The sequence below is a fragment of the Duganella sp. BJB1802 genome (assembly GCF_013369445.1).
Taxonomy (GTDB): Bacteria; Pseudomonadota; Gammaproteobacteria; order Burkholderiales; family Burkholderiaceae_D; genus Rugamonas; species Rugamonas vulcania_A.
On the sequence record NZ_JABWEF010000022.1, the window covers coordinates 21936 to 39960 of the forward strand.

Annotated in this window: 20 protein-coding genes; 7 read left to right on the forward strand and 13 right to left on the reverse strand. The window is 67.1% G+C overall.

Annotation, left to right across the window (positions count from 1 at the left end; translation table 11 throughout):
* The first annotated feature begins 41 nt into the window (after positions 1 to 41).
* Complete coding sequence (locus tag HUX88_RS27010; RefSeq protein ID WP_117010115.1) at positions 42 to 506, forward strand: hypothetical protein; 465 nt, start codon at positions 42 to 44, stop codon at positions 504 to 506.
* On the opposite strand, the gene HUX88_RS27015 is transcribed toward HUX88_RS27010, so the two are convergent.
* The 3 genes from HUX88_RS27015 to HUX88_RS27025 are packed head-to-tail and all read right to left on the reverse strand — an operon-like array spanning position 503 to position 2609.
* Positions 503 to 1663, reverse strand: a complete 1161-nt coding sequence (locus HUX88_RS27015; RefSeq protein ID WP_176363755.1) for an acyltransferase — start codon at positions 1661 to 1663, stop codon at positions 503 to 505. The two genes, HUX88_RS27010 and HUX88_RS27015, sit on opposite strands and share 4 nt — an antisense overlap.
* Positions 1664 to 1680: 17 nt before the next feature.
* On the reverse strand, positions 1681 to 1971 hold the full coding sequence (locus HUX88_RS27020; RefSeq protein WP_117010113.1) for a hypothetical protein: 291 nt from the start codon (positions 1969 to 1971) through the stop codon (positions 1681 to 1683).
* Positions 1971 to 2609, reverse strand: a complete 639-nt coding sequence (locus tag HUX88_RS27025) for a DUF1906 domain-containing protein (RefSeq protein ID WP_176363756.1) — start codon at positions 2607 to 2609, stop codon at positions 1971 to 1973. The genes HUX88_RS27020 and HUX88_RS27025 overlap by 1 nt, the downstream gene beginning before the upstream one ends.
* Positions 2610 to 2779: 170 nt before the next feature.
* Here HUX88_RS27025 and HUX88_RS27030 point away from each other — a divergent pair, with 170 nt between their 5' ends.
* The 3 genes from HUX88_RS27030 (at position 2780) to HUX88_RS27040 (ending at position 7510) form a co-directional block, all read left to right on the forward strand.
* The gene (locus HUX88_RS27030; RefSeq protein ID WP_176363757.1) at positions 2780 to 6052 is read left to right on the forward strand and encodes a winged helix-turn-helix domain-containing protein; all 3273 of its coding nucleotides are present in this window, start codon (positions 2780 to 2782) and stop codon (positions 6050 to 6052) included.
* Entirely contained in the window at positions 6049 to 6423 is a 375-nt protein-coding gene (locus tag HUX88_RS27035) for a hypothetical protein (RefSeq protein ID WP_176363758.1), read from the forward strand. The genes HUX88_RS27030 and HUX88_RS27035 overlap by 4 nt, the downstream gene beginning before the upstream one ends.
* A 127-nt stretch (positions 6424 to 6550) precedes the next feature.
* Positions 6551 to 7510, forward strand: coding sequence for a succinylglutamate desuccinylase/aspartoacylase family protein (locus HUX88_RS27040; protein ID WP_176363759.1), 960 nt, complete (start codon positions 6551 to 6553; stop codon positions 7508 to 7510).
* Here the strand turns inward: HUX88_RS27040 and sugE are convergent, their stop codons facing one another.
* Positions 7511 to 7828, reverse strand: a complete 318-nt coding sequence (gene sugE / locus HUX88_RS27045) for a quaternary ammonium compound efflux SMR transporter SugE (RefSeq protein WP_117010108.1) — start codon at positions 7826 to 7828, stop codon at positions 7511 to 7513.
* 115 nt (positions 7829 to 7943) lie between these two features.
* On the opposite strand from sugE, the gene HUX88_RS27050 reads away from it, so the two are divergent.
* Positions 7944 to 8300: a DUF1304 domain-containing protein gene (locus HUX88_RS27050; RefSeq protein WP_117010107.1), complete on the forward strand. Its 357-nt coding sequence runs from the start codon at positions 7944 to 7946 to the stop codon at positions 8298 to 8300.
* Positions 8301 to 8303: 3 nt separating this feature from the next.
* Here the strand turns inward: HUX88_RS27050 and HUX88_RS27055 are convergent, their stop codons facing one another.
* Positions 8304 to 9365, reverse strand: a complete 1062-nt coding sequence (locus HUX88_RS27055; RefSeq protein WP_176363760.1) for a hypothetical protein — start codon at positions 9363 to 9365, stop codon at positions 8304 to 8306.
* Positions 9366 to 9493: 128 nt separating this feature from the next.
* On the opposite strand from HUX88_RS27055, the gene HUX88_RS27060 reads away from it, so the two are divergent.
* Together HUX88_RS27060 and HUX88_RS27065 are read left to right on the forward strand one after the other, a co-directional pair.
* Positions 9494 to 9790: a helix-turn-helix transcriptional regulator gene (locus HUX88_RS27060; protein WP_117010105.1), complete on the forward strand. Its 297-nt coding sequence runs from the start codon at positions 9494 to 9496 to the stop codon at positions 9788 to 9790.
* A gap of 10 nt (positions 9791 to 9800) precedes the next feature.
* On the forward strand, positions 9801 to 10856 hold the full coding sequence (locus HUX88_RS27065) for an alkene reductase (protein ID WP_117010104.1): 1056 nt from the start codon (positions 9801 to 9803) through the stop codon (positions 10854 to 10856).
* A gap of 98 nt (positions 10857 to 10954) precedes the next feature.
* Here the strand turns inward: HUX88_RS27065 and HUX88_RS27070 are convergent, their stop codons facing one another.
* The 8 genes from HUX88_RS27070 to HUX88_RS27100 form a co-directional block, all read right to left on the reverse strand.
* On the reverse strand, positions 10955 to 11911 hold the full coding sequence (locus HUX88_RS27070) for an MBL fold metallo-hydrolase (protein WP_117010103.1): 957 nt from the start codon (positions 11909 to 11911) through the stop codon (positions 10955 to 10957).
* A gap of 66 nt (positions 11912 to 11977) precedes the next feature.
* Entirely contained in the window at positions 11978 to 13021 is a 1044-nt protein-coding gene (locus tag HUX88_RS27075) for an acetate kinase (protein ID WP_176363761.1), read from the reverse strand.
* Positions 13022 to 13042: 21 nt separating this feature from the next.
* On the reverse strand, positions 13043 to 13534 hold the full coding sequence (locus HUX88_RS27080) for a hypothetical protein (RefSeq protein WP_117010101.1): 492 nt from the start codon (positions 13532 to 13534) through the stop codon (positions 13043 to 13045).
* A gap of 12 nt (positions 13535 to 13546) precedes the next feature.
* Positions 13547 to 14224, reverse strand: coding sequence for a C39 family peptidase (locus HUX88_RS27085; RefSeq protein ID WP_117010100.1), 678 nt, complete (start codon positions 14222 to 14224; stop codon positions 13547 to 13549).
* Positions 14221 to 14622: a hypothetical protein gene (locus HUX88_RS27090; protein WP_117010099.1), complete on the reverse strand. Its 402-nt coding sequence runs from the start codon at positions 14620 to 14622 to the stop codon at positions 14221 to 14223. The genes HUX88_RS27085 and HUX88_RS27090 overlap by 4 nt, the downstream gene beginning before the upstream one ends.
* 48 nt (positions 14623 to 14670) lie before the next feature.
* On the reverse strand, positions 14671 to 15114 hold the full coding sequence (locus HUX88_RS32790) for a hypothetical protein (RefSeq protein WP_308937147.1): 444 nt from the start codon (positions 15112 to 15114) through the stop codon (positions 14671 to 14673).
* The gene (locus HUX88_RS27095; protein ID WP_229219579.1) at positions 15114 to 16391 is read right to left on the reverse strand and encodes a hypothetical protein; all 1278 of its coding nucleotides are present in this window, start codon (positions 16389 to 16391) and stop codon (positions 15114 to 15116) included. Before HUX88_RS27095 ends, HUX88_RS32790 begins: the two co-directional genes overlap by 1 nt.
* A gap of 247 nt (positions 16392 to 16638) precedes the next feature.
* Positions 16639 to 18012: a sigma-54 dependent transcriptional regulator gene (locus HUX88_RS27100; protein ID WP_176363762.1), complete on the reverse strand. Its 1374-nt coding sequence runs from the start codon at positions 18010 to 18012 to the stop codon at positions 16639 to 16641.
* Positions 18013 to 18025 lie beyond the last annotated feature (13 nt).

The following is an 18025-nucleotide window of genomic DNA, read 5'->3' on the forward strand; positions in this document are numbered from 1 at the left end:
TGTCTCCCCATCAGTTTCCCGTCTCAGGATAAAATGCCGGGATGATGCCCACTATCCTCAAATGGCTGCGCTACCTGAGCCACGTTCTCGGCTTCGAGACGGCCGAATCCTTCCCGCCCGGTCATCCGTATGAACGGACGCGCTGGAATGGCGCGTATTTCGACATCGCTTCCGACGTCAAGCCGGACCAGATCGAGAGCCGGCTGTGCGAGGCCATCGGCAATACGCCGCTGGTGTTCGGCTACATCACCAATCCCACGCCGCGCATGCAGCGCGCGCTGCTGGCGATGCTGGAGGAGCGCATGCGCAACAATCGCGGCCGCGCCAGCGAACTGGCCGCGCTATTGGTGGCCGCGTACGACAGCCCGCACATCACCGAAGTGGTGCCCGGCCTGCGCGCCGCCATCGCCGCCACCCGCCATGAGGACATGGCCGAACGCGCGCGCAGCGTGATGGCCTTCCTGGGTTCGATGCAGTCGCCGTTCGATGTGATCGAGCTGAATTAAGCGACAGCGCCCGCCGGCGCCGCCGGCCGCGCGAAATTGCCCGGCACGTAGCGGTCGCGCAGCTTCATGAACGGCGTCTCCACCAGCAGATGCAGCAACCAGCCGGCCAGCAGACTGGCCGCGCTCATCAGCACGATGGCCTGCCAGCTGTTCGGCCCCCAGCCCTCCGCCTGCAGAGGCGCGCGCAGCAGCACGCACAGCGTCTTGTGCGTCAGGTAGATCGCATACGACCACAGCGCGATGCTGGCCGCGCCCGGCACGCGCAATCGTTGCAGCAGGGACCCGGGGCTCAAGGCAGCCACCAGCAACAGCGTAAAACTCAGGCCCAGCAGCGGATAGCCGATCACCGTCATCGGATAGCCGTAATGGTCTTCCAGGAACAGCGACCATGTCAGCGCCAACAACGCCGCGCCTGCGGCCAGCGCCCAGTTGCCGCGCGAGGTGAGCCGAGTCCAGGCGTTCGCATGATAGTTCTTGACCAGCGCCAGCGCCACGCCAGCCACCAGCTCGTCGAAACGGCACAGCGACGAGTAATAGATCAGCGTGTAGTAATGAAAACCGCCCTGTTCCTCCGGTCCCACATATTGCGTCCACAGATGGCTGCGGATCGCCATGCCGGCCAGCAGCGTGCCGATCACGGCCAGCCACGCCAGCAGCAGCGGCTTGCGGCAAGCGGCGATCGCCAGCGCCACGGCCGGCAGCAGGAAGTAGAACTGCTCCTCCACGCACAGCGACCACGCATGCGAGAACGCCGTGCCCGGCATCAGCTGGATATTCTGCGTAAAGGTGAGGAACTTCCACAACGGCGGCAGCACATTGGCGCCGCGGAACGCCGGCCACAAGGCATACAACGCCAGCACGAAGTAAAAGTTCGGCAAGGTGCGCAACAGGCGGCGCGCGTAAAAGCGCGCCAGCGAGAAGCGCTCGCCGCCGCCGGACTGCCGCGAACGGCGAATGCCGCCCAGGATCTGGTTGCCGATCAAATAGCCGCTGAGCGCGAAGAACAGGTCGACGCCGGTCCAGCCGACCTGGCCGAACCAGCCGAAGGTCGGGCTACCGCTGACAAACAGCATGTAATGGTTGGCAAACACCAGCACGATGGCCAGCGCGCGCAAGGTGTCGAGGCCGGCGTTGCGGCCCTGGGAGGTGGGATTCATGCCCGCATCTTATCAAATCAGGGCGAGATCACCATGTTGAGGACGTTGTTGGTGACGTTCAGCACAGCCGTGCTGCCGGCCGCGATCGCGAAGTTATGGCTGTGGCCCGAATAATAGTCGACCGTGCCGAGCCGGATGCTGTCGATCGCCGCGCTGACGCCGTTGCTGATGGTGTAGGCCGCCAGCAGCATGTCCGGCGCCGTGACGAACTTCAGCACCAGGTCCTGCCCCGTATTGTTGAGAAAAATCGTCTTGGCCGGCTTGACCGTCTTCAGCGACACGGCTTCGGTAAATTGTATTATTTGCATCACAGCACCCGGAACAGGCCTGCCGGATAGCCGTCGTTGGTGCGGGTCAGGTCGACGCTGATGCGCTTGCCGTCGTCGACCTGCAGGCTGGCCGACGCCAGTTGCTTGAGGCTGAAGCCGACATAGTCGCGCGAGCCGTGGTACTCCGGCGATGGCGAGAGCCAGCTCAACGCCGCCAATCCCCTGAGCAGCATCGTCTCGCAGCAGGCGCCGGAGCCGTACACGCCGACCTGATACTTGGGCTCACCCGGCCCGGCCGCGCGGAATGCCTGGTTGACGCCCTCGAAGTAAGCGCAGACCGGACCGGCGATCGCCTCATCGGACGGGTTGAAATCCACCGCGAAATAAATCGCCGAGCCGGACGGCTGGGTGATGACCTGCTGCGCCATCAGATAGGCGGCGGCGCCGTCGGCGCAGCCCTGGGCGCGGCTGAAGTAATTCAGGTGGTCGCCGCCGGCCTGCCACAGCGCGCCGATCTGGATGCTGGCGTCCGTCAGCGAACGGGCCTCGGCCAGCGACAGGCTCTTGCCCGCCTGGTGGCTGTAATAACGGATCGCGAAATCGATCCCTTGTTGCTTGATTGCTATTGCGTGCTGCGTCAGTTCAAATGGCGCTTTCAGGCCGGTCAGAACAACCATGACATCTCCGGTAGAAAGGGGTGTGGTTTCCCCGTGTTAATGTTAATATTTGCAAAAGATGTAGATATGAAACAACTGTAGTCAATCCGCATGGAATTGGCCTTCGGAAAACCTTCCGGCCTCCAAGTCGTTGATTACAAATAACTTATCTGAGAACCAAGAAGGTCCGTGTGAATCACAAAAGCTTTCGTTTCGGGCAGTGGCGGGTCGATCCCGCCACCAATACACTCAGTTGCGGCGACCTGAACCGCCAGCTGGAACCGCGCGCCATGGATGTGCTGTTGCATTTATGCAAGCATCCGCATGTGGTCGTGTCCGCCGAAACATTGCTCGACGCGTGCTGGGGCGACATCTCCCCCAGCGACAACGCGGTCCATAAAATCATCACCCAGCTGCGCCGGGCGCTGGACGATTCGGCGGTCGAGCCGCGCTATATCGAAACCATCCGCAAGCGCGGCTACCGGTTGCTGGCCGAGCTCAGCTACGACGACGACGTCAGCAACGGCAGCTGGCTGCATGCCTCGCCGTTCCGCGGCCTGGAAGCGTTCGAGGAGCAGCACGCCGCGATCTTCTTCGGCCGCAAGCTCGGCGTCGACCAGCTGGTGCAGGTGGTGGTCGGCCAAGTGCAGGCGGCGTGCGCGATGGTGCTGGTGCTGGGGCCGTCGGGCGCCGGCAAGACCTCGCTGGTGCAGGCCGGCCTGATCCCTGCGCTCAAGGCGGGCGCGGCGCCGGCCGAATCGGGCCTGGCCATCGCCAGCCATCTGCAACTCGACTGCGCCGACATGGGCCAGTCCGGCCTGCTCGACACGCTGGCCAGCGTGCTGCTGGACGCCGAGCTGGACGGCAAACTGCTGTTTGAAAACACCAGCGCGGTGGCGCTGGCCCAGCGCATGGCGCACGACCTGCCGGGGCTGATCGACCACTTGCAGGCGTGCCTGCCGACGATACGGCTGATGCTGTTCATCGACCGTTTCGAAGCCATCTTCCGGCTGCCGCATATCGGCGAGCAGGAGCGGGCCGCGTTCATCCACGTGCTCGACCAGCTGGCGCGCTCCGGCTGCATCCTGATCGTGCTGGCCTGCCGCAACGACTTCTACCCGCACCTGAGCGCCTATCCCGCGCTGATGGGCATGAAGCTGCGCGGCGGCCACTTCGACCTGGCGCCGCCCGGCGCGGCCGACATCGCCCAGATCATCCGCCACCCGGTGCAGGTGGCGCAGCTGCGCTACACGGTCGACGCCGAGACCGGCGAATCGCTGGACCAGGTGCTGATCGACGCCGCCAAGGCCGGCCCGGACACGCTGCCGCTGCTGCAATACTGTCTGCAGGAGCTGTACCGGCTGCGCAGTCCCGAAGGTGAGCTGAGCCACGCCAGCTTCCACGCGCTGGGCGGGCTGGAGGGCGCGATCGGCGCGCGCGCGGAGCAAGTCATCTCGGCGCTGGGCGGCGCGCAGATCGCCGCGCTGCCGCATGTGCTGTCGCAACTGGTGCTGGTGGCCGAGGACGAATCGACCGTCACCTCGCGCCGCGTGCCGTGGTCGGCGCTGCGCGACGAGGCGGACCACGGGCTGGTGCAGGCGCTGGTCGACGCCCACCTGTTCGTCAGCGACCTGCACGGCGGCGCGCCGGCGTTCGGCATCGCGCACGAAGCGCTGCTGCGGCGCTGGCCGCGCGTGGTGGCGTGGATCGAGGAACACCGGCAAGCGCTGCAGGTGCGCAGCCGCATCAGCGCGCAAGCGAGGCGCTGGCAGGACAGCGGCCGCGCGCGCGACATGCTGCTGCCGTCGGGTACGCAGGCGAACCAGGCGCGCCAGCTGCTCAAGACCAGCGGCTTCAGCTTCACGCCGCAGGAGCAGGCGTTTGTGCAGGCCTCGCTGCAGGGCGTGCAGCGCGGCGAGCGGCTGCGCTTGACGATCACCATCGTCATGGCCGGCCTGGCGCTGCTGGCCGGCGGCCTGTTCCTGATGGCACGCTCGGCGCAGCAGGCGGCCGAGCAGCACCGCACCGAGGCCGAGGAATTGATGGGATATATGCTGGGCGACTTCGTCGACAAGCTGCGCCCGCTGGGCAAGCTGGACTTGCTCGACAGCGTCAGCAACCGGGCGTTGAAATACCTGTCCGATCCGGCGCGCACCACCAGCAACGACGTGGCACAGGCGCAGCGCGCGAAATCGCTGCAACTAATTTCCGAAGTCCGCATCGCGCGCTCCGACACCAACGGCGCGAACACCGCTCTGCTGGCCGGCCGCACTATCCTGCAGCGGCAACTGCACACCAACCCGACCGATATCGGTTTGTTGAAGAGCGCGGGCGAAAATGCTTTTTGGTTAGGTCAGATCCACTACGACCAAAAGGACTGGGTCAAGGCACAGCAGTATTTCGACGAATACCTGGGTTATGCCAACCGCCAATCCGCCGTTTCACCCGACGACGTCGGCGGCTGGATAGAACAGTCCTACGCGCACAACACCCTGGGCACCCTGGCATTGCAACGAAGCGACGCGCGACGCGCCGTCAGCGAATTTGAACAATCGGTCGCGCTCAAAACCCGCGCGTACACGAAAACGCCCAAGGACAAGCAACTGGCGGCAGACCTGGCGGACAGCCTTTCCTGGCAGGCCACAGCGCAGGTGCAGTTGGGTTCGCTGGCACAGGCAGAGTCCCTGTATGGGCGCGCGCTGGCGCTGTTACAAGCGCTGCATTCCAGCTTTCCCGACGAGACCCTCTGGATCGATCAATTGGCCGGAGCATGGTCGCGCCAATCGGAGCTCAAGCAAGCCCGTGGCGACATGGCCGGCAGCCATCAGGATGCCCAGCAGGCGTTTACCCTGATGCAACGCATGGTCGAGAAAGACCCAAGCAACCGTATTTGGCAGCGCATCATGCACATCGCGGAATTGCGGCTGATCGAAACGAACAAGGACCAAAACCCAGCGCAGTCCCTCGACCGCCTGGAAAAGCTGGAACATGTTTTCCTCGAGCTGGCCAAGCTGGAACCAAAGCGGCTCAATCTGCAGGTCAAGGTGGCAAGCGTGCGTCAGCGAAAAGCTGCGCTACTAATGCAGCAACATCGATTGGCCGCCGCCACTGAGATTTTACAGCCGACGGTCGACACGCTCAAACAACTCAATGCCCTTGCGCCCGCCGACATAACAATCCGCGACGCGATGATCGATGCGCTGCTGCTCAACGCCGATCTGGGCGCGTTGCAGAACAAACCGAACGCGCTCGACAACTGCGCTGCCGTCCGCGACTTCCTGCGTCCCCTGATCACGGGAAGCAGCGACTTCCAACTGCTCGCCCCCTGGGTAAAGGCGCACGCCTGCCTGGATCAGAGCGATCAGGTCGGCGGCGCCAGGAAACAACTTGACGCGATGCCCTACCGGGACGCCGACTATCTGCACTATCTTTCCACCCACCCACCAAAGAAAGTGACTTCATGAGTACATTTCCAGCATCGACCTCGTTCGTCAACATTCTGGTCTCCGTCAAGCCTAGCACCACCCAGCCGGGGACTTACGATGTTGTGACCGCGCCCGCCGTACCGGTCATTACCGAAATCGACACAGTCATCAACTACCAGATCTTTGACACCAGCGGATATGACATCGTCTTCACCGGCATGTCTGTCGTGCCGGAATACAATGATCAGCTCAGCCCTGCCAGCGTTAGCCTCAGCGGCAAACTGCTGACGTTCAGCGATGCCAACACGGAAAAGCTGACCTTGAACATCACCCTCAACTTTAAGGTCGATGGCCCGGAAGGTGTCGAATTCAGCCACGACCCGCAAATCAGCAACCATCCACCAAACTAATCACCCATGCCGCCAGCACCCGCAACACAATGCTGGCGGCCGTTTTTGCGACGCGCAGCACCCGACGAGCACAAATCAATATAAACCGTATAGACTAAGGCCGAGCTCAACCCAACCGGACCTTAGCATGACCGAAGCCAGCAATATCCAGTTTAAATCCCACCAATACAGCGGCCAGCACACCGGCACGCGGCTGATCGTCACCGGCGCCGTGCATGGCAACGAGACCTGCGGCACCAAGGCCATCACCCGCGTGATGCAGGAGCTCGACAGCGGCGCGCTGACCATCCGCAACGGCTGCGTCACCTTCGTCCCGGTCGCCAATCCGCTGGCCTACGCCAAGGGTGAGCGCTCCGGCGAGCGCAACCTGAACCGCAACCTGTTCCCAAATCCGCATCCGCAGGATTTCGAAGACCGCGTGGCCAACTGGCTGTGCCCGCTGTTGGCGCGGCATGATGTGCTGCTCGACCTGCACTCGTTCAACGCCGCCAGCGAACCGTTCGTCATGGTCGGCCCGCGCGACAACGATGGTCCGCTGGAGCCGTTCCGGCACGAGCAGCAGGAGCGCGCGATGGCGCGCCGGCTCGGCGTGCGCCGCTTCGTCGACGGCTGGCTGCGCACCTACGGCGCCGGCGTGCAGCGCCGCCTGCGCGACGACAGCCAGCTCGAAACCGTGCTGCGCTACGGCATGGGCACCACCGAATACATGCGCAGCACCGGCGGCTACGCGCTCACGCTCGAATGCGGCCAGCACGCCGATCCGCAGGCGCCCGAGGTCGGCTATCGCGCCATCGTCAACACCCTCGCCTTCCTCGGCCTGATCGACGCGCCGTCGCCTCCGCCCATCGCGGACGAGGCGATGGAGGCGCTCAGCATGGTCGCGGTCTACGACAAACAGCACGCCGACGACCGCTTCACGCGCGCCTGGTCCAGCTTCGACCCGGTGCGGCAAGGCGAACAGATCGGCACGCGCGCGGACGGCACGCCGGTGCTGGCCGAGTTCGACGGCCGCATCCTGTTCCCCGACGCGGCGGCCGGCGCCAACAGCGAATGGTATTACCTCACCCGCGCCAACCCCGGCTTCTGATCAGGCGGTCGACAGCTTCAGGCCGACGATGCCGCCGATGATCATGGCGATGCAGCCCACGCGCAGCGCGCTGGCCGGTTCGTTGAGCACGACGATGCCGAAGATCACCGTGCCGACGGTGCCGATACCGGTCCAGATGGCGTAGGCCGTGCCCAACGGCAGCGTGCGCAGCGCCAGGCCCAGCAGCGCGACGCTGCCGGCCATCGCGCCCAGCGTCAGCACGGTCGGCAGCGGCTTGCTGAAGCCGTCGGTGTATTTGAGCCCGACCGCCCATGCCACTTCCAGCAGGCCGGCCAGGATGAGGATAATCCAGGTCATCGCGTGTCTCCAAAATTGGCCGGAACTATAGCATCGGCGTTAAATCTCCGCCGGCGGCTTCCCGCCGCGCCCGCCCCGGGCCATAATGCCCTTTCAATAATAACGAGGAGCATCCATGCATTTACTGGCGCAGATCGTCACCGGACTGGTGGCGCTGATTCATGTCTACATCGTCCTGCTGGAAACCGTGCTGTTCCAGTCGCGCGGGCGCCGCGTGTTCGGGCTGACGCAGGAGAAGGCCGACATCGTCCAGCCGGCCATGTCCAACCAGGGTTGCTACAACGGTTTCCTGGTGGCGGCGCTGGTGGTGGGCTTCGTACATCCGGATGCGGCGATCGCCTCGGCGTTCACGGTGTTCGGCCTGGCTTGCGTGGCGGTGGCCGGCGTGTGGGGCGGCGTGACCGTCAAGCGTTCGATCCTGCTGATCCAGACCCTGCCGGCCGTCGTCGCGCTGGCCCTGCACTTCGCTTAAGGCTCAGCTGCCGGCGGCCTTGGCCACGGTCAGGCTCGGCAGCACGATGGTGTCGACCACCACCGGCGCCGGGCCGGTCGGCGCCGGCTTGGAGCCGGTGCCGCGCAGGGCCAGCAGCCAGCCGATGCCGTCGAACCAGAACGGCGATCCCAGCGACGAAGCGAAGGCGGTGAGGATCCACCCCATCAACGCGAACGCCAGCGCGCCCATGAAGGCGGCGGCGCCCTTGCCGTGCGCGCCGTCGAAGCGCGCGGACGGCCAGCCTATCGGCAGCGCCTGCACGGTTTGCAGGTCTTTTTTGGCCTCCACCACCTGGCTCAGCGGCACAGGCGCCGGAGCGCCGGGGGCGGCGGCCACGGGCGGCTTCATGGCGCCGGCCGCGATGGCGTCGGCGCCCTGCTGCGCCAGGGCGCTGGCGGCGGCGTTGTCGCGCCACAGGCGCTGGCTCAGCTGCAGCGCGTCGATGTTCATCGCGCCGGCGTAGAACAGGCCGACACAGAACAGCACCAGCTGCGAGCGCCGCTTGTACCAGCCGGTGATGCGGTCCATCACCGTGTCGTACCAGATACGCACGGCGTTCTCCAGCGCCGCCAGGTCGTCCGGCCCCTCGCCCATGATCGCCAGCAGCGTGCGGCTCAAGCCCTCGTTGCCGACGTTGGCCAGCAGCAGCGCGGCCGCATGTCCCTTGCCGTACCTGGCCGTCAGCGTGGACACGAAGGCGCGCGCGAAGATCGCCGACGGAATGTAGGACGGCATGCGGCCCTGCTGCGCCATGCCGGTGATCAGCGGGTGCGACATGACGGCGGCCGACAGCGAATCGGGCCCGAGCTTGGCCAGATTGAAGCCGCTGTCCATGCGCAGCAGGCGCTTGATCGACGGGCCGATGCCGCTCAGGCGCGGCTTGCCGGCCGACTCGTGCAGGATCGTCAGCACGCCGTCCAGCAGCACCTTGGCGCGGGTCTGGAACAGCGAGGCGATCGCCTCGCGGGTGGCGCTGCACAGCAGGCTCATCGCCAGAAAGGTGTAGGACAGCCCGATGGCCACATCCAGGTAATGACTCGTCATACGGCCCTCATTAAACTTCGAACAATGTTCCAATAACATAAATGATTTTCGCGCCGCCAGCACGTTTTTCTTTTATATCGTAAGATGGCGATATTGAAATCGGAAAAAGACGATCCATATATCGTTACATGACAATGGACATAGACGCTATCCACAAAGCCCTCGCCAACCCGGTGCGGCGCCAGATCCTGGCGTGGCTGAAGGAGCCCGAGGTGTATTTCGCAGAGCAGCAGCACCCGCTGAGCCTGGGGGTGTGCGCCGGCCTCATCGACCGACGCTGCGCCCTGTCGCAGTCGACGGTGTCGGCGCACCTGGCCACGCTGCTCAAGGCGGGGCTGATCACGTCCCACCGCGTGGGGCAATGGAATTATTTTAAACGCGACGAAGCCACCATCCAGGCCTTCATCGATCAAATGACCTTATAGGAAACTCATCATGGCAAATCTTTTCGACCCGCTCACCATCGGCGACCTCACCCTGAAAAACCGCATCGTCATGGCGCCGCTGACCCGCGCCCGCGCCGTCGGCGGCGCCCGCGTGCCGAACGCGCTGATGGCCAAGTACTATGTGCAGCGCGCCAGCGCCGGCCTGATCCTGAGCGAGGCGACCGCCGTCACGCCGCAGGGCGTGGGCTACGCCGACACGCCGGGCCTGTGGTCGGACGAGCAGGTCGAGGGCTGGAAGCAGGTGACGGCGGCCGTGCATGAGGCCGGCGGTCTGATCTTCGCCCAGCTGTGGCATGTGGGCCGCATCTCCGACCCGAGCTTCCTGAACGGCGAGGCGCCGGTGTCGGCCAGCGCCATCGCGGCCGACGGCCATGTCAGCCTGCTGCGTCCGCAGCGCGCCTATCCGGTGCCGCGCGCGCTCGACACCGAAGAGCTGGCCGGCATCGTGGCGGCCTACAAGCTGGGCGCTGAGAACGCCAAGAAGGCCGGCTTCGACGGCGTGGAAATCCACGGCGCCAACGGCTACCTGCTCGACCAGTTCCTGCAGGATAAAACCAACCAGCGCACCGACAACTACGGCGGCTCGATCGAGAACCGCGCGCGCCTGATGCTGGAAGTGACCGACGCGTGCATCGCGGTCTGGGGCGCCGGCCGCGTCGGCATGCACCTGGCGCCGCGCCGCGACGCGCACGACATGGGCGATTCGAATCCGGCCGCGACATTCGGCTATGTGGCGCGCGAGCTGGGCAAGCGCAAGATCGCCTTCATCTGCGCGCGCGAAGCGGTGGGCGAGGACAGCCTGGGGCCGTTGCTGAAGAAGGAATTCGGCGGCGTGTACATCGCCAATGAAAAGATGGACAAGCAGACCGCGCAGCAGGTGCTGGACGCCGGCACGGCCGACGCCATCGCCTTCGGCAAGGCCTTCATCGCCAACCCGGACCTGCCGCGCCGCCTGCAACTGGACGCGCCGCTCAACGAGTGGAAAGCCGAAACCTTCTACGCGCCTGCCGAAGAAGGCTACACCGACTATCCTGCGCTGGCCTAAGCCCCTGTGGGGTCAAGTCTGACATTCGGACACGAGCTCTGCGGTAGCTGATCGCTACGGCAGAGACCGTGTCCGAATGTCAGACTTGACCCCAAATTTTAGCGCGGCAACGCGTAGTTGACCGGCACGAATTCGTAGCCCTTGCCGCCGTTGCTGCGCACGTGGCCCAGCGCCGGGAACGACAGGTGCGGCGCGCCGATCAGGTAGCCGTCCTTGGCCGCCGCGGCGAACGCTTCGCGACGCTCGGCGATGGCCACCTTGCTGTCGGTGTCGAAGGCGATGCCCACGCCAGGATTCTCGAACTGCACCGCCTGCACGTGCAGCAAATCCCCCAGCAACACCAGCTTCTGCCCCGCGCTCTCGACCACGTAGGTGATGTGCCCGGGCGTGTGCCCGCCGTTGAAATACGATTTGATCCCCGGCACCAGCTCGCTGTTGGCGACGATGGGCTGGAACTTGCCCGCCTTGACGTAGGGATTCAAGGAAATCATCACGCCACGGAAATCCTCCTTGCCGTCGCCGGTCGCCTTGTCCAGGTTGCTCTGGCTCAGGTAGTAGTCGGCGTCGAGCTTGCCGGCGCGGACCACCGCGTTCGGGAACACCCGCTGGTCGTTGGCGCTCAGGCCGCCGACGTGGTCGCCATGCATGTGGCTGATGTAGATCTCGTCCACCTGCTCCGGCTTGTAGCCCGAGGCCTTGAAGTTGGCCAGCAGCTTGCCGGCCGTCGGCCCGAACAGGCTGGCGGCGCCGGCGTCGATCAGCACCAGCTTGCTGCCGGTGTTGATCAGGAAGGCGTTGATCGAGGTTTCCACCGGAGTCTTGAGGAACGATCGGGCCAGCGCGGCGTTGGTCTTGGCGGCCGGCTGCTTGAGCAGCTGGTCGACCGGCAGGTCGATGGTGCCGTCGTTGAGCACGGTGACCTCGAACTCGCCCAGCGTGGTGCGGTAGAAGCCCGGCGCCTGGAACTTGGCCATCGGCGCGGCCGCGTGCGCCAGCGAACATGCCGCCGCCAGTGCGAGCATGGCGGCGGAGCGGGTCAAGGTGGTCGTGGTCATAGCGTCCCTGAAGTTGGTTATCGAGAACGCTACGATACCGCAAAATCAACTTTATTGCTGATACGCCTAGAAGGTAAACGGCATGCGGAACGACAGTTGCACATCGGGCGTGTCGCGCGTGAGCCCGGCGCCGACCGCGACGTTGATGGTGCGCTTGTCGCTGAGCCGGTACGCCCCCCCCATCAGCAAGGTGCCCAGCTGGGTCCGCACCGAGCCCGGCACCGGCACGCCGTTCTGGCGCGTGCGCGCGATCGAGCTGTGGTCGTAGCCCAGGCTGACCAGGACCTTGTCGTTGATCGCCAGGCCGATGCCGAAGTTAAAACCCAGCACATCGCCCGGCGCGACCGTGCCCAGCGGCTCCCAGTCGCCGGCCAGCACCTTGCGGCTGACGTTGCTGCGCTTGACGTTGTGCAGGTAGCTGACGCTGCCGAATAGGATGGCCGGATCGCTGGCGTACAACCACGTCAGGCTGGGCTGCACCGCGTAGAAGCCCGAGCCGGTGGGCAGTTCCAGCGGCAGCCCGGTGCCGGTGGCGTTGGGCCCGACGCAGCGCTTGCTGCAATCGGTGACCACGCTGAACGGATCGGTGCCGGTGCGCGACTTCACGCGCAGGCCGGCCACGTAGTACGGCTGGTCCGCCCCGCCCTGGTTGAGCTGGTAGCGCAGCGCCAGCTCGGCGTCGCCCACGCCCCTGCCGCTGGTCTCGAACACCTTGTCGACGCCGGTGCCGGTGAAAATCTCGCGGCTGACGGTGGAGTCGGAGCGGTACACATACGGCAGCTTCAGCTCCAGCTCGGCGCGGTTGGTCAAACCGTAGCGCAGGCTGACCGCGCCGGTCAGCGTGTTGCGCTTGACCTCGCGCACATCGACCAGGCCGATCAGCAAGGCCGGGATGATGGTGTAGCCGACCAGCACCACCCGGTTGCTCGACGAGTAGCCGAACTGCGCCGACGGCTCCAGCACCAGCCTGCCGCGCGGCGTGAGCACGCCGGGCTGCTCGAACAAGGGCGCCACCGCCGGCGGCTGGGCCGCCCCGCCCTGCGCCTGCGCCGCCGCGCACGCCAACACCCACAGCGCCACCGCGCCGCCCTGCCATCTTGCACCTCGCATCGCCGCCCTCCTGAGTCGCGTTCATTTCGGTCCCACCGCACCGCTCAGGGCATCGCGCAACAGGGTTTCGAAGTTGGCGGCCTTGAGCAACGCCAGGTTGCTGACGCTGGTGCTGATCGTGGTCTGGCTGCGGATGGCCTGGTCGCTGACGCTGTTCTGGATCAGCAAGGCGCCCAGTCCCGGCGCGGCCGGCAGCGCGTCGACCGCGTTGCCCGCACCGTTGCGCACCACCACCGCGGCCAGCGCATCGCCGGCCATCTGTGCTTCCGCAGCGCTCAACTTTGTCACATCGGCGATCGCGAAACGACTATTCGCTACAACACTGCCATTGATCGAAACCAAACGTTCGACACCTAGCGACACCACCAGGCCCGTGCCCAGCTCGTAGCCGCCGCGCGCCCGGTCCAGCCGGGCGTCGTCGACGGCGGTCCAGCCGTCGGTCGGGTCCGGCAAATCGCCGGCGTGGGCCGCCGCCGCGCAGGCCAGCAGCAGACTCAGGAAGCTGGTGCGCATGCGCGCCTCCGTTCAGTAGTTGCCGCTGCCGTTCTTGGGCAGCGTGAGGTCGGTCAGGCTGGTGCGGTCGATGCCCTCGCCCAGCGGCGCGCGCGGCGCCACGCGCCAGTCCGCCGCCTGGTTGAAGCGCGGCTTGCCCGGCCAGTTGTGGATCACGAACAGCAGCCGGTCCTGCCACAGCGCCTCGAAGTCGGCGCGCCGCACGGCGCGCGTGCCGCCGGACGGATCGCCCAGCAGCACGCGGTCCTGGTCCAGTCCCTTGATGACGACGAAATGGTCATAACCGTTTTCACGGATACGCACGATGGCGGGAAACGCCGCCTCGGCCAGCTTGTGCAGCGGCTGCTGGTAGCCGTCGGCGATGAAGCCCAGCGTGGCCAGGTAGCGCTTCATGTCCAGCAGCGAAAAGCCTTCGCGCCGTATCTTCTGCTGGTCGCCCTGCGCGTACATGGCGTCGAACACCTGGCGCTCGCTGACCGGCGTGTCGTAGTGAAAGCTGAGCAGCGTGGCCACCGCCGCCGAGCCGCAACTGAAATCGAATTGCTGGCGCACGGTGGCGCGGAAGCGCGCCTCCTTCAGGCTGGTGACGTGCAACGCGTAGCTGCCGCCCGCCACGCCGGGCAGGTCCGCCGCGCCGGCCTGGCCGCCAGCGAGCGCGGCCAGTACGATGATGCGTGCATAAGTGTTCATTGCACTCTCACGTTGATGATGGTGGCGTTCTGGATCAGCACATTGGCGCCCGAATTCTGTATCGCCACCGGCAGGCCGGAGGCATTGCTGAACGAGCCGCTGCTGATCGCGTTGGCGCCAGTGTAGACATTGACCGCCGTATTGCCGCTGACGGCGCCGTTCAGCTGCATATCGTTGTTGACCACCTCCGCGCCCGCGCGCTTGCCGGCCAGTGTGGCGGCCGGCACGGGGGCGGCGTCAAAGCCGGCGGGATCGGCCGCCGTGATGACGATGGCGTCCGGCAGCAGCGCCGGCCGGGATGGCGCGGGCCGTTGCGCCAGCGGTGGAATCACCGGCGCCGCCGCGGCCTGGCCGGCCAGCGCCAGCGCGGCGCATAAACTCAAGACTGGTCTGTGCATACCGTACTCCCTGTAAATGGCGGGATGCGACCGCACCCCGCCACCGTGTTACCTGCCGACCGACAGGTTGGACTGGACGTTGACGCTCTGCTGCACCAGCGAGGAGATGCCGCTGTTCTGCGACATGACCAGGATGCCGGCGGCCGACTGGCCGACGTTGCTCATGGTGTTGGACATGTTGAACGTGCCCGCCGACACCGAGACATCGCCGCCGGCGCCGCCCGTGCCGCCAGCCGCCGCGCCGCCGGTGGCCGCCCCACCGGTGGTGGTGCCGCCGCTGCCGCCCGCGCCGGCCGTGTTGCCGCCGCCGCCCGCACCGCCTGCCCCGCCGGCGCCGCCGGTCGAACTGCCATTGGTGGGATTGCCGTTGCTGGCCGTGCCGCCGGTGGCCGCGCCGCCCGCCGCGCCGGCGCCGCTCGTGTTGCTGGCCGCGCCGCTGCTGCCGCCGTTGCCGCCGGTCGCGCCCGCGCCGCCCGCGGCACCGGTGCGCATTAGCGCCACCGGTGCCGCCCTGCCGCCGCCGCCCGTGGTGGCGGTGGCGCCAGCACCACTTTCCGGTTTGCGTCACGCCCGCGCCGGCGCCGCCCCGCGCCGCTGGTGGCCGCGCCGCCTGCCGCGCCGTTACCGGCATTGCTGCCGCCCATACCCGCCGCGCCGGCTGCCGCTGGTCCCGCCCGCCGCACCAGCGCCGCCCGCGCCGCCGGTGGCGGTGCCGGTGCTGCTGGTCGCATTGCGGGCGATGCGGCCCCGCCGGTGCCCGGCCGCTGCCGCCGGTGGTCTGCGCGGGCCGGCGTCGCGGTGACCTCGGTGCCGCCAGGCGTGCCGACGCTATTGGACGACGACCGAGCCGGTGACCGCGCCGCCGCCGGTACTTGCCGTTGCTGAGGTGGCGGCACCGAGCCGCTGCCCGCCATGCCGCCCGTCGCGCCCGAACCGCCCATGCCGGCCATGCCGCCGGCGCCCACGTCGCTCGCGTTGCCCCCGTTAACCGGTCGCACCGCCGTTGCCGCCATTGCTGCCGGTGGCGCGCGCCGCTCATGCCGCCCGCGCCGCCGGTCAGGCCGCCGTTGCCGCCGCCCGCACCGCCACCGGCCGCCGCGCCGCTGGCGCCTGCCATGCGCCGCACCGCCGGTCGCCACTTCACCGGCCTCCCGCGCCGCCAGCTCCGCCCGCGCCCCCTGCGCCGCCAGCGCCGCTGGCCGCGCCCGAAGCGTAGCCGCCGCCACCTCCAGCGCCGCCGGTGCTCCCGCCCACCGCCGGCGAGCCGTGAGCGCTGCCGTTGGTAACGTTGCCGCCCATGCCGCCGGCCGCGCCGCTGCCGCCGTAGCTATCGCCGCCATAGCCGCCGGTGCCGGTCGCCGCGCGCCGGCCGTCGCCGCACCGCCCACGCCGCCGTAGCCCGCGCCGCCCATGCTGCCGGCGCTGTTGCTGGCGTTGTTGCCGATGTCGTGCACCGTGTTGCCGCTGACGGTGCCGGTCAGCGTGCTGTTGGCGTTGGCCGACGAGGTGTTGTACGCGTTGGTCAGCGACGAGGTGGCCGTGCCGCCGTTGTTGGCGGCGGCGGCGCCGATCTGGCTGGCCGCGCTGCCGCCGGTGCTGTTGTTATTGTTGTTCTTGTTGCTGCTGTCCTGGACCGCCGTGGCGGTGTCGCTTGCGTGCGCGCCGGCGCCGGACTGCGTGGTGGCCGTCGGCGGCGTGGTGGTTTGCGCATAAGCCGCGCTTGCGCCAAACGCCAGCGCGATCGCCGCGCTGATCAAAGTTTTCTTCATAGCTGCTCCCTACCTAACAAGGTGTACGGTTAATCGGATGGTGCCAGGGGACCGATCTCCCAGCCCTCCCCTCTTTCGCAAACTTGGTGCCACCACCCGCGCCGCACACGTAAACTGTTGAAAACACGGGACTATTCTCCAGCGCCGCCACACCGCTTGCGGACGCTGCGGCGCATCGCCGATCGCTGTCCGTCACACCGGTGTGACAGCGGAACACGCCGGCGCCTTCCGCGCCGGCGGCCAGCCCCTATTTCGACGCCGGCGGCGCGGTGTAACAGGTACGCGACGGCGCCCGGATGCCGTGCTTGGCCAGCAGGCGATACAGCGTCATGCGCGATACACCCAGGTCGCGCGCGGCCAGCGTGATGTTGCGGCCGGCGCGCAGCAGGCTGGCGTCGATGGCGTCGCGCTCGGCGCGGATGCGGGCATCGTCCAGCGGCGCCGTTTCGGCCGGCGCGCGGCCGGTGCTCAGGCCCAGGTCCTGCGGCAGGATCAGCCTTCCCTCGGCCATCACCATCGCGCGCCGCACACGGTTGAGCAACTCGCGCACGTTGCCGGGCCAGTCGTGGTCGCGCATCGCCTGCGCCGCACGGCCGCTGAAGCCCTTGACGTGCGGCGCCCGTTCGCTGGCATAGGTGTTGAAGAAGTGTTCGGCCAGCGGCAGCAGGTCCTCGCGGCGCTCGCGCAGCGGCGGCACGTCCAGCGCCAGCACGTTGAGGCGGTAGTACAGGTCTTCGCGGAAGGCGCCGCGCTCCACCGCCTGCGCCAGGTTGACGTGGGAGGCCGCGATCACCCGCACATCGACCGCGATGCTGCGCGTGGAGCCCAGCCGGTAGATGGTCTTCTCCTGCAGGAAGCGCAGCAGGTTGGCCTGCAGCTCCATCGGCAGGTCGCCGATTTCATCGAGGAAGATGGAGCCGCCCTGCGCCGTTTCGATCAGGCCGCGCTTTTCGCGCGCCGCGCCGGTAAAGGCGCCGCGCTCGTAGCCGAACAATTCGGACTGGATCAGCGAGGCCGGGATGGCGCCGCAGTTAATCGGCACGAATGGGCCGTCGCGGCGCGGCGAGTGAGCGTGCACGGCCTGCGCCGCCAGCTCCTTGCCGCTGCCGCTTTCGCCCCAGATCAGCACCGGCGCGCTGGCGTTGGCCACCTTGCCGATCTGCCGCCGCAGCCTGGCGATGGCGGCCGACTGTCCCGTCAACGCCGCTTCCTGCTTGCCATGGCGCGGGGCCGGCGGCGCGCGGCACAGCGTGGCGAGGCCGTATGCATGGCCCAGCGTCTGCCGCAGGCGCGGGATATCCAGCGGCCAGGTGTGATAATCGCCGCAATGGTCGTGCACCAGCTGCCGCCACGCGGACGACTCCAGCGCCGGCGCGTGCAGCGCCGCCACCCAGTGCATATGCCAGTGCTCGTGCAGGAAGTCGTCCAGCGCGGCGCGCAGCGGCTCGTCGTGCGCCTCCACCAGCAGCACGCCCAGCACCAGCGGGCGCGCCTTCAGGTGGTGGCGCGCCTCGGCCAGCGTGACCGCTTCGTATACCTCCCATTCCTCCACCGCGGCGTTGATAACCTCAGGTACGGCGGTGCTTCCGACCGCCAGGCAAAGTAGGTTTTTTTTCGTCATCCGGGTTGGACGA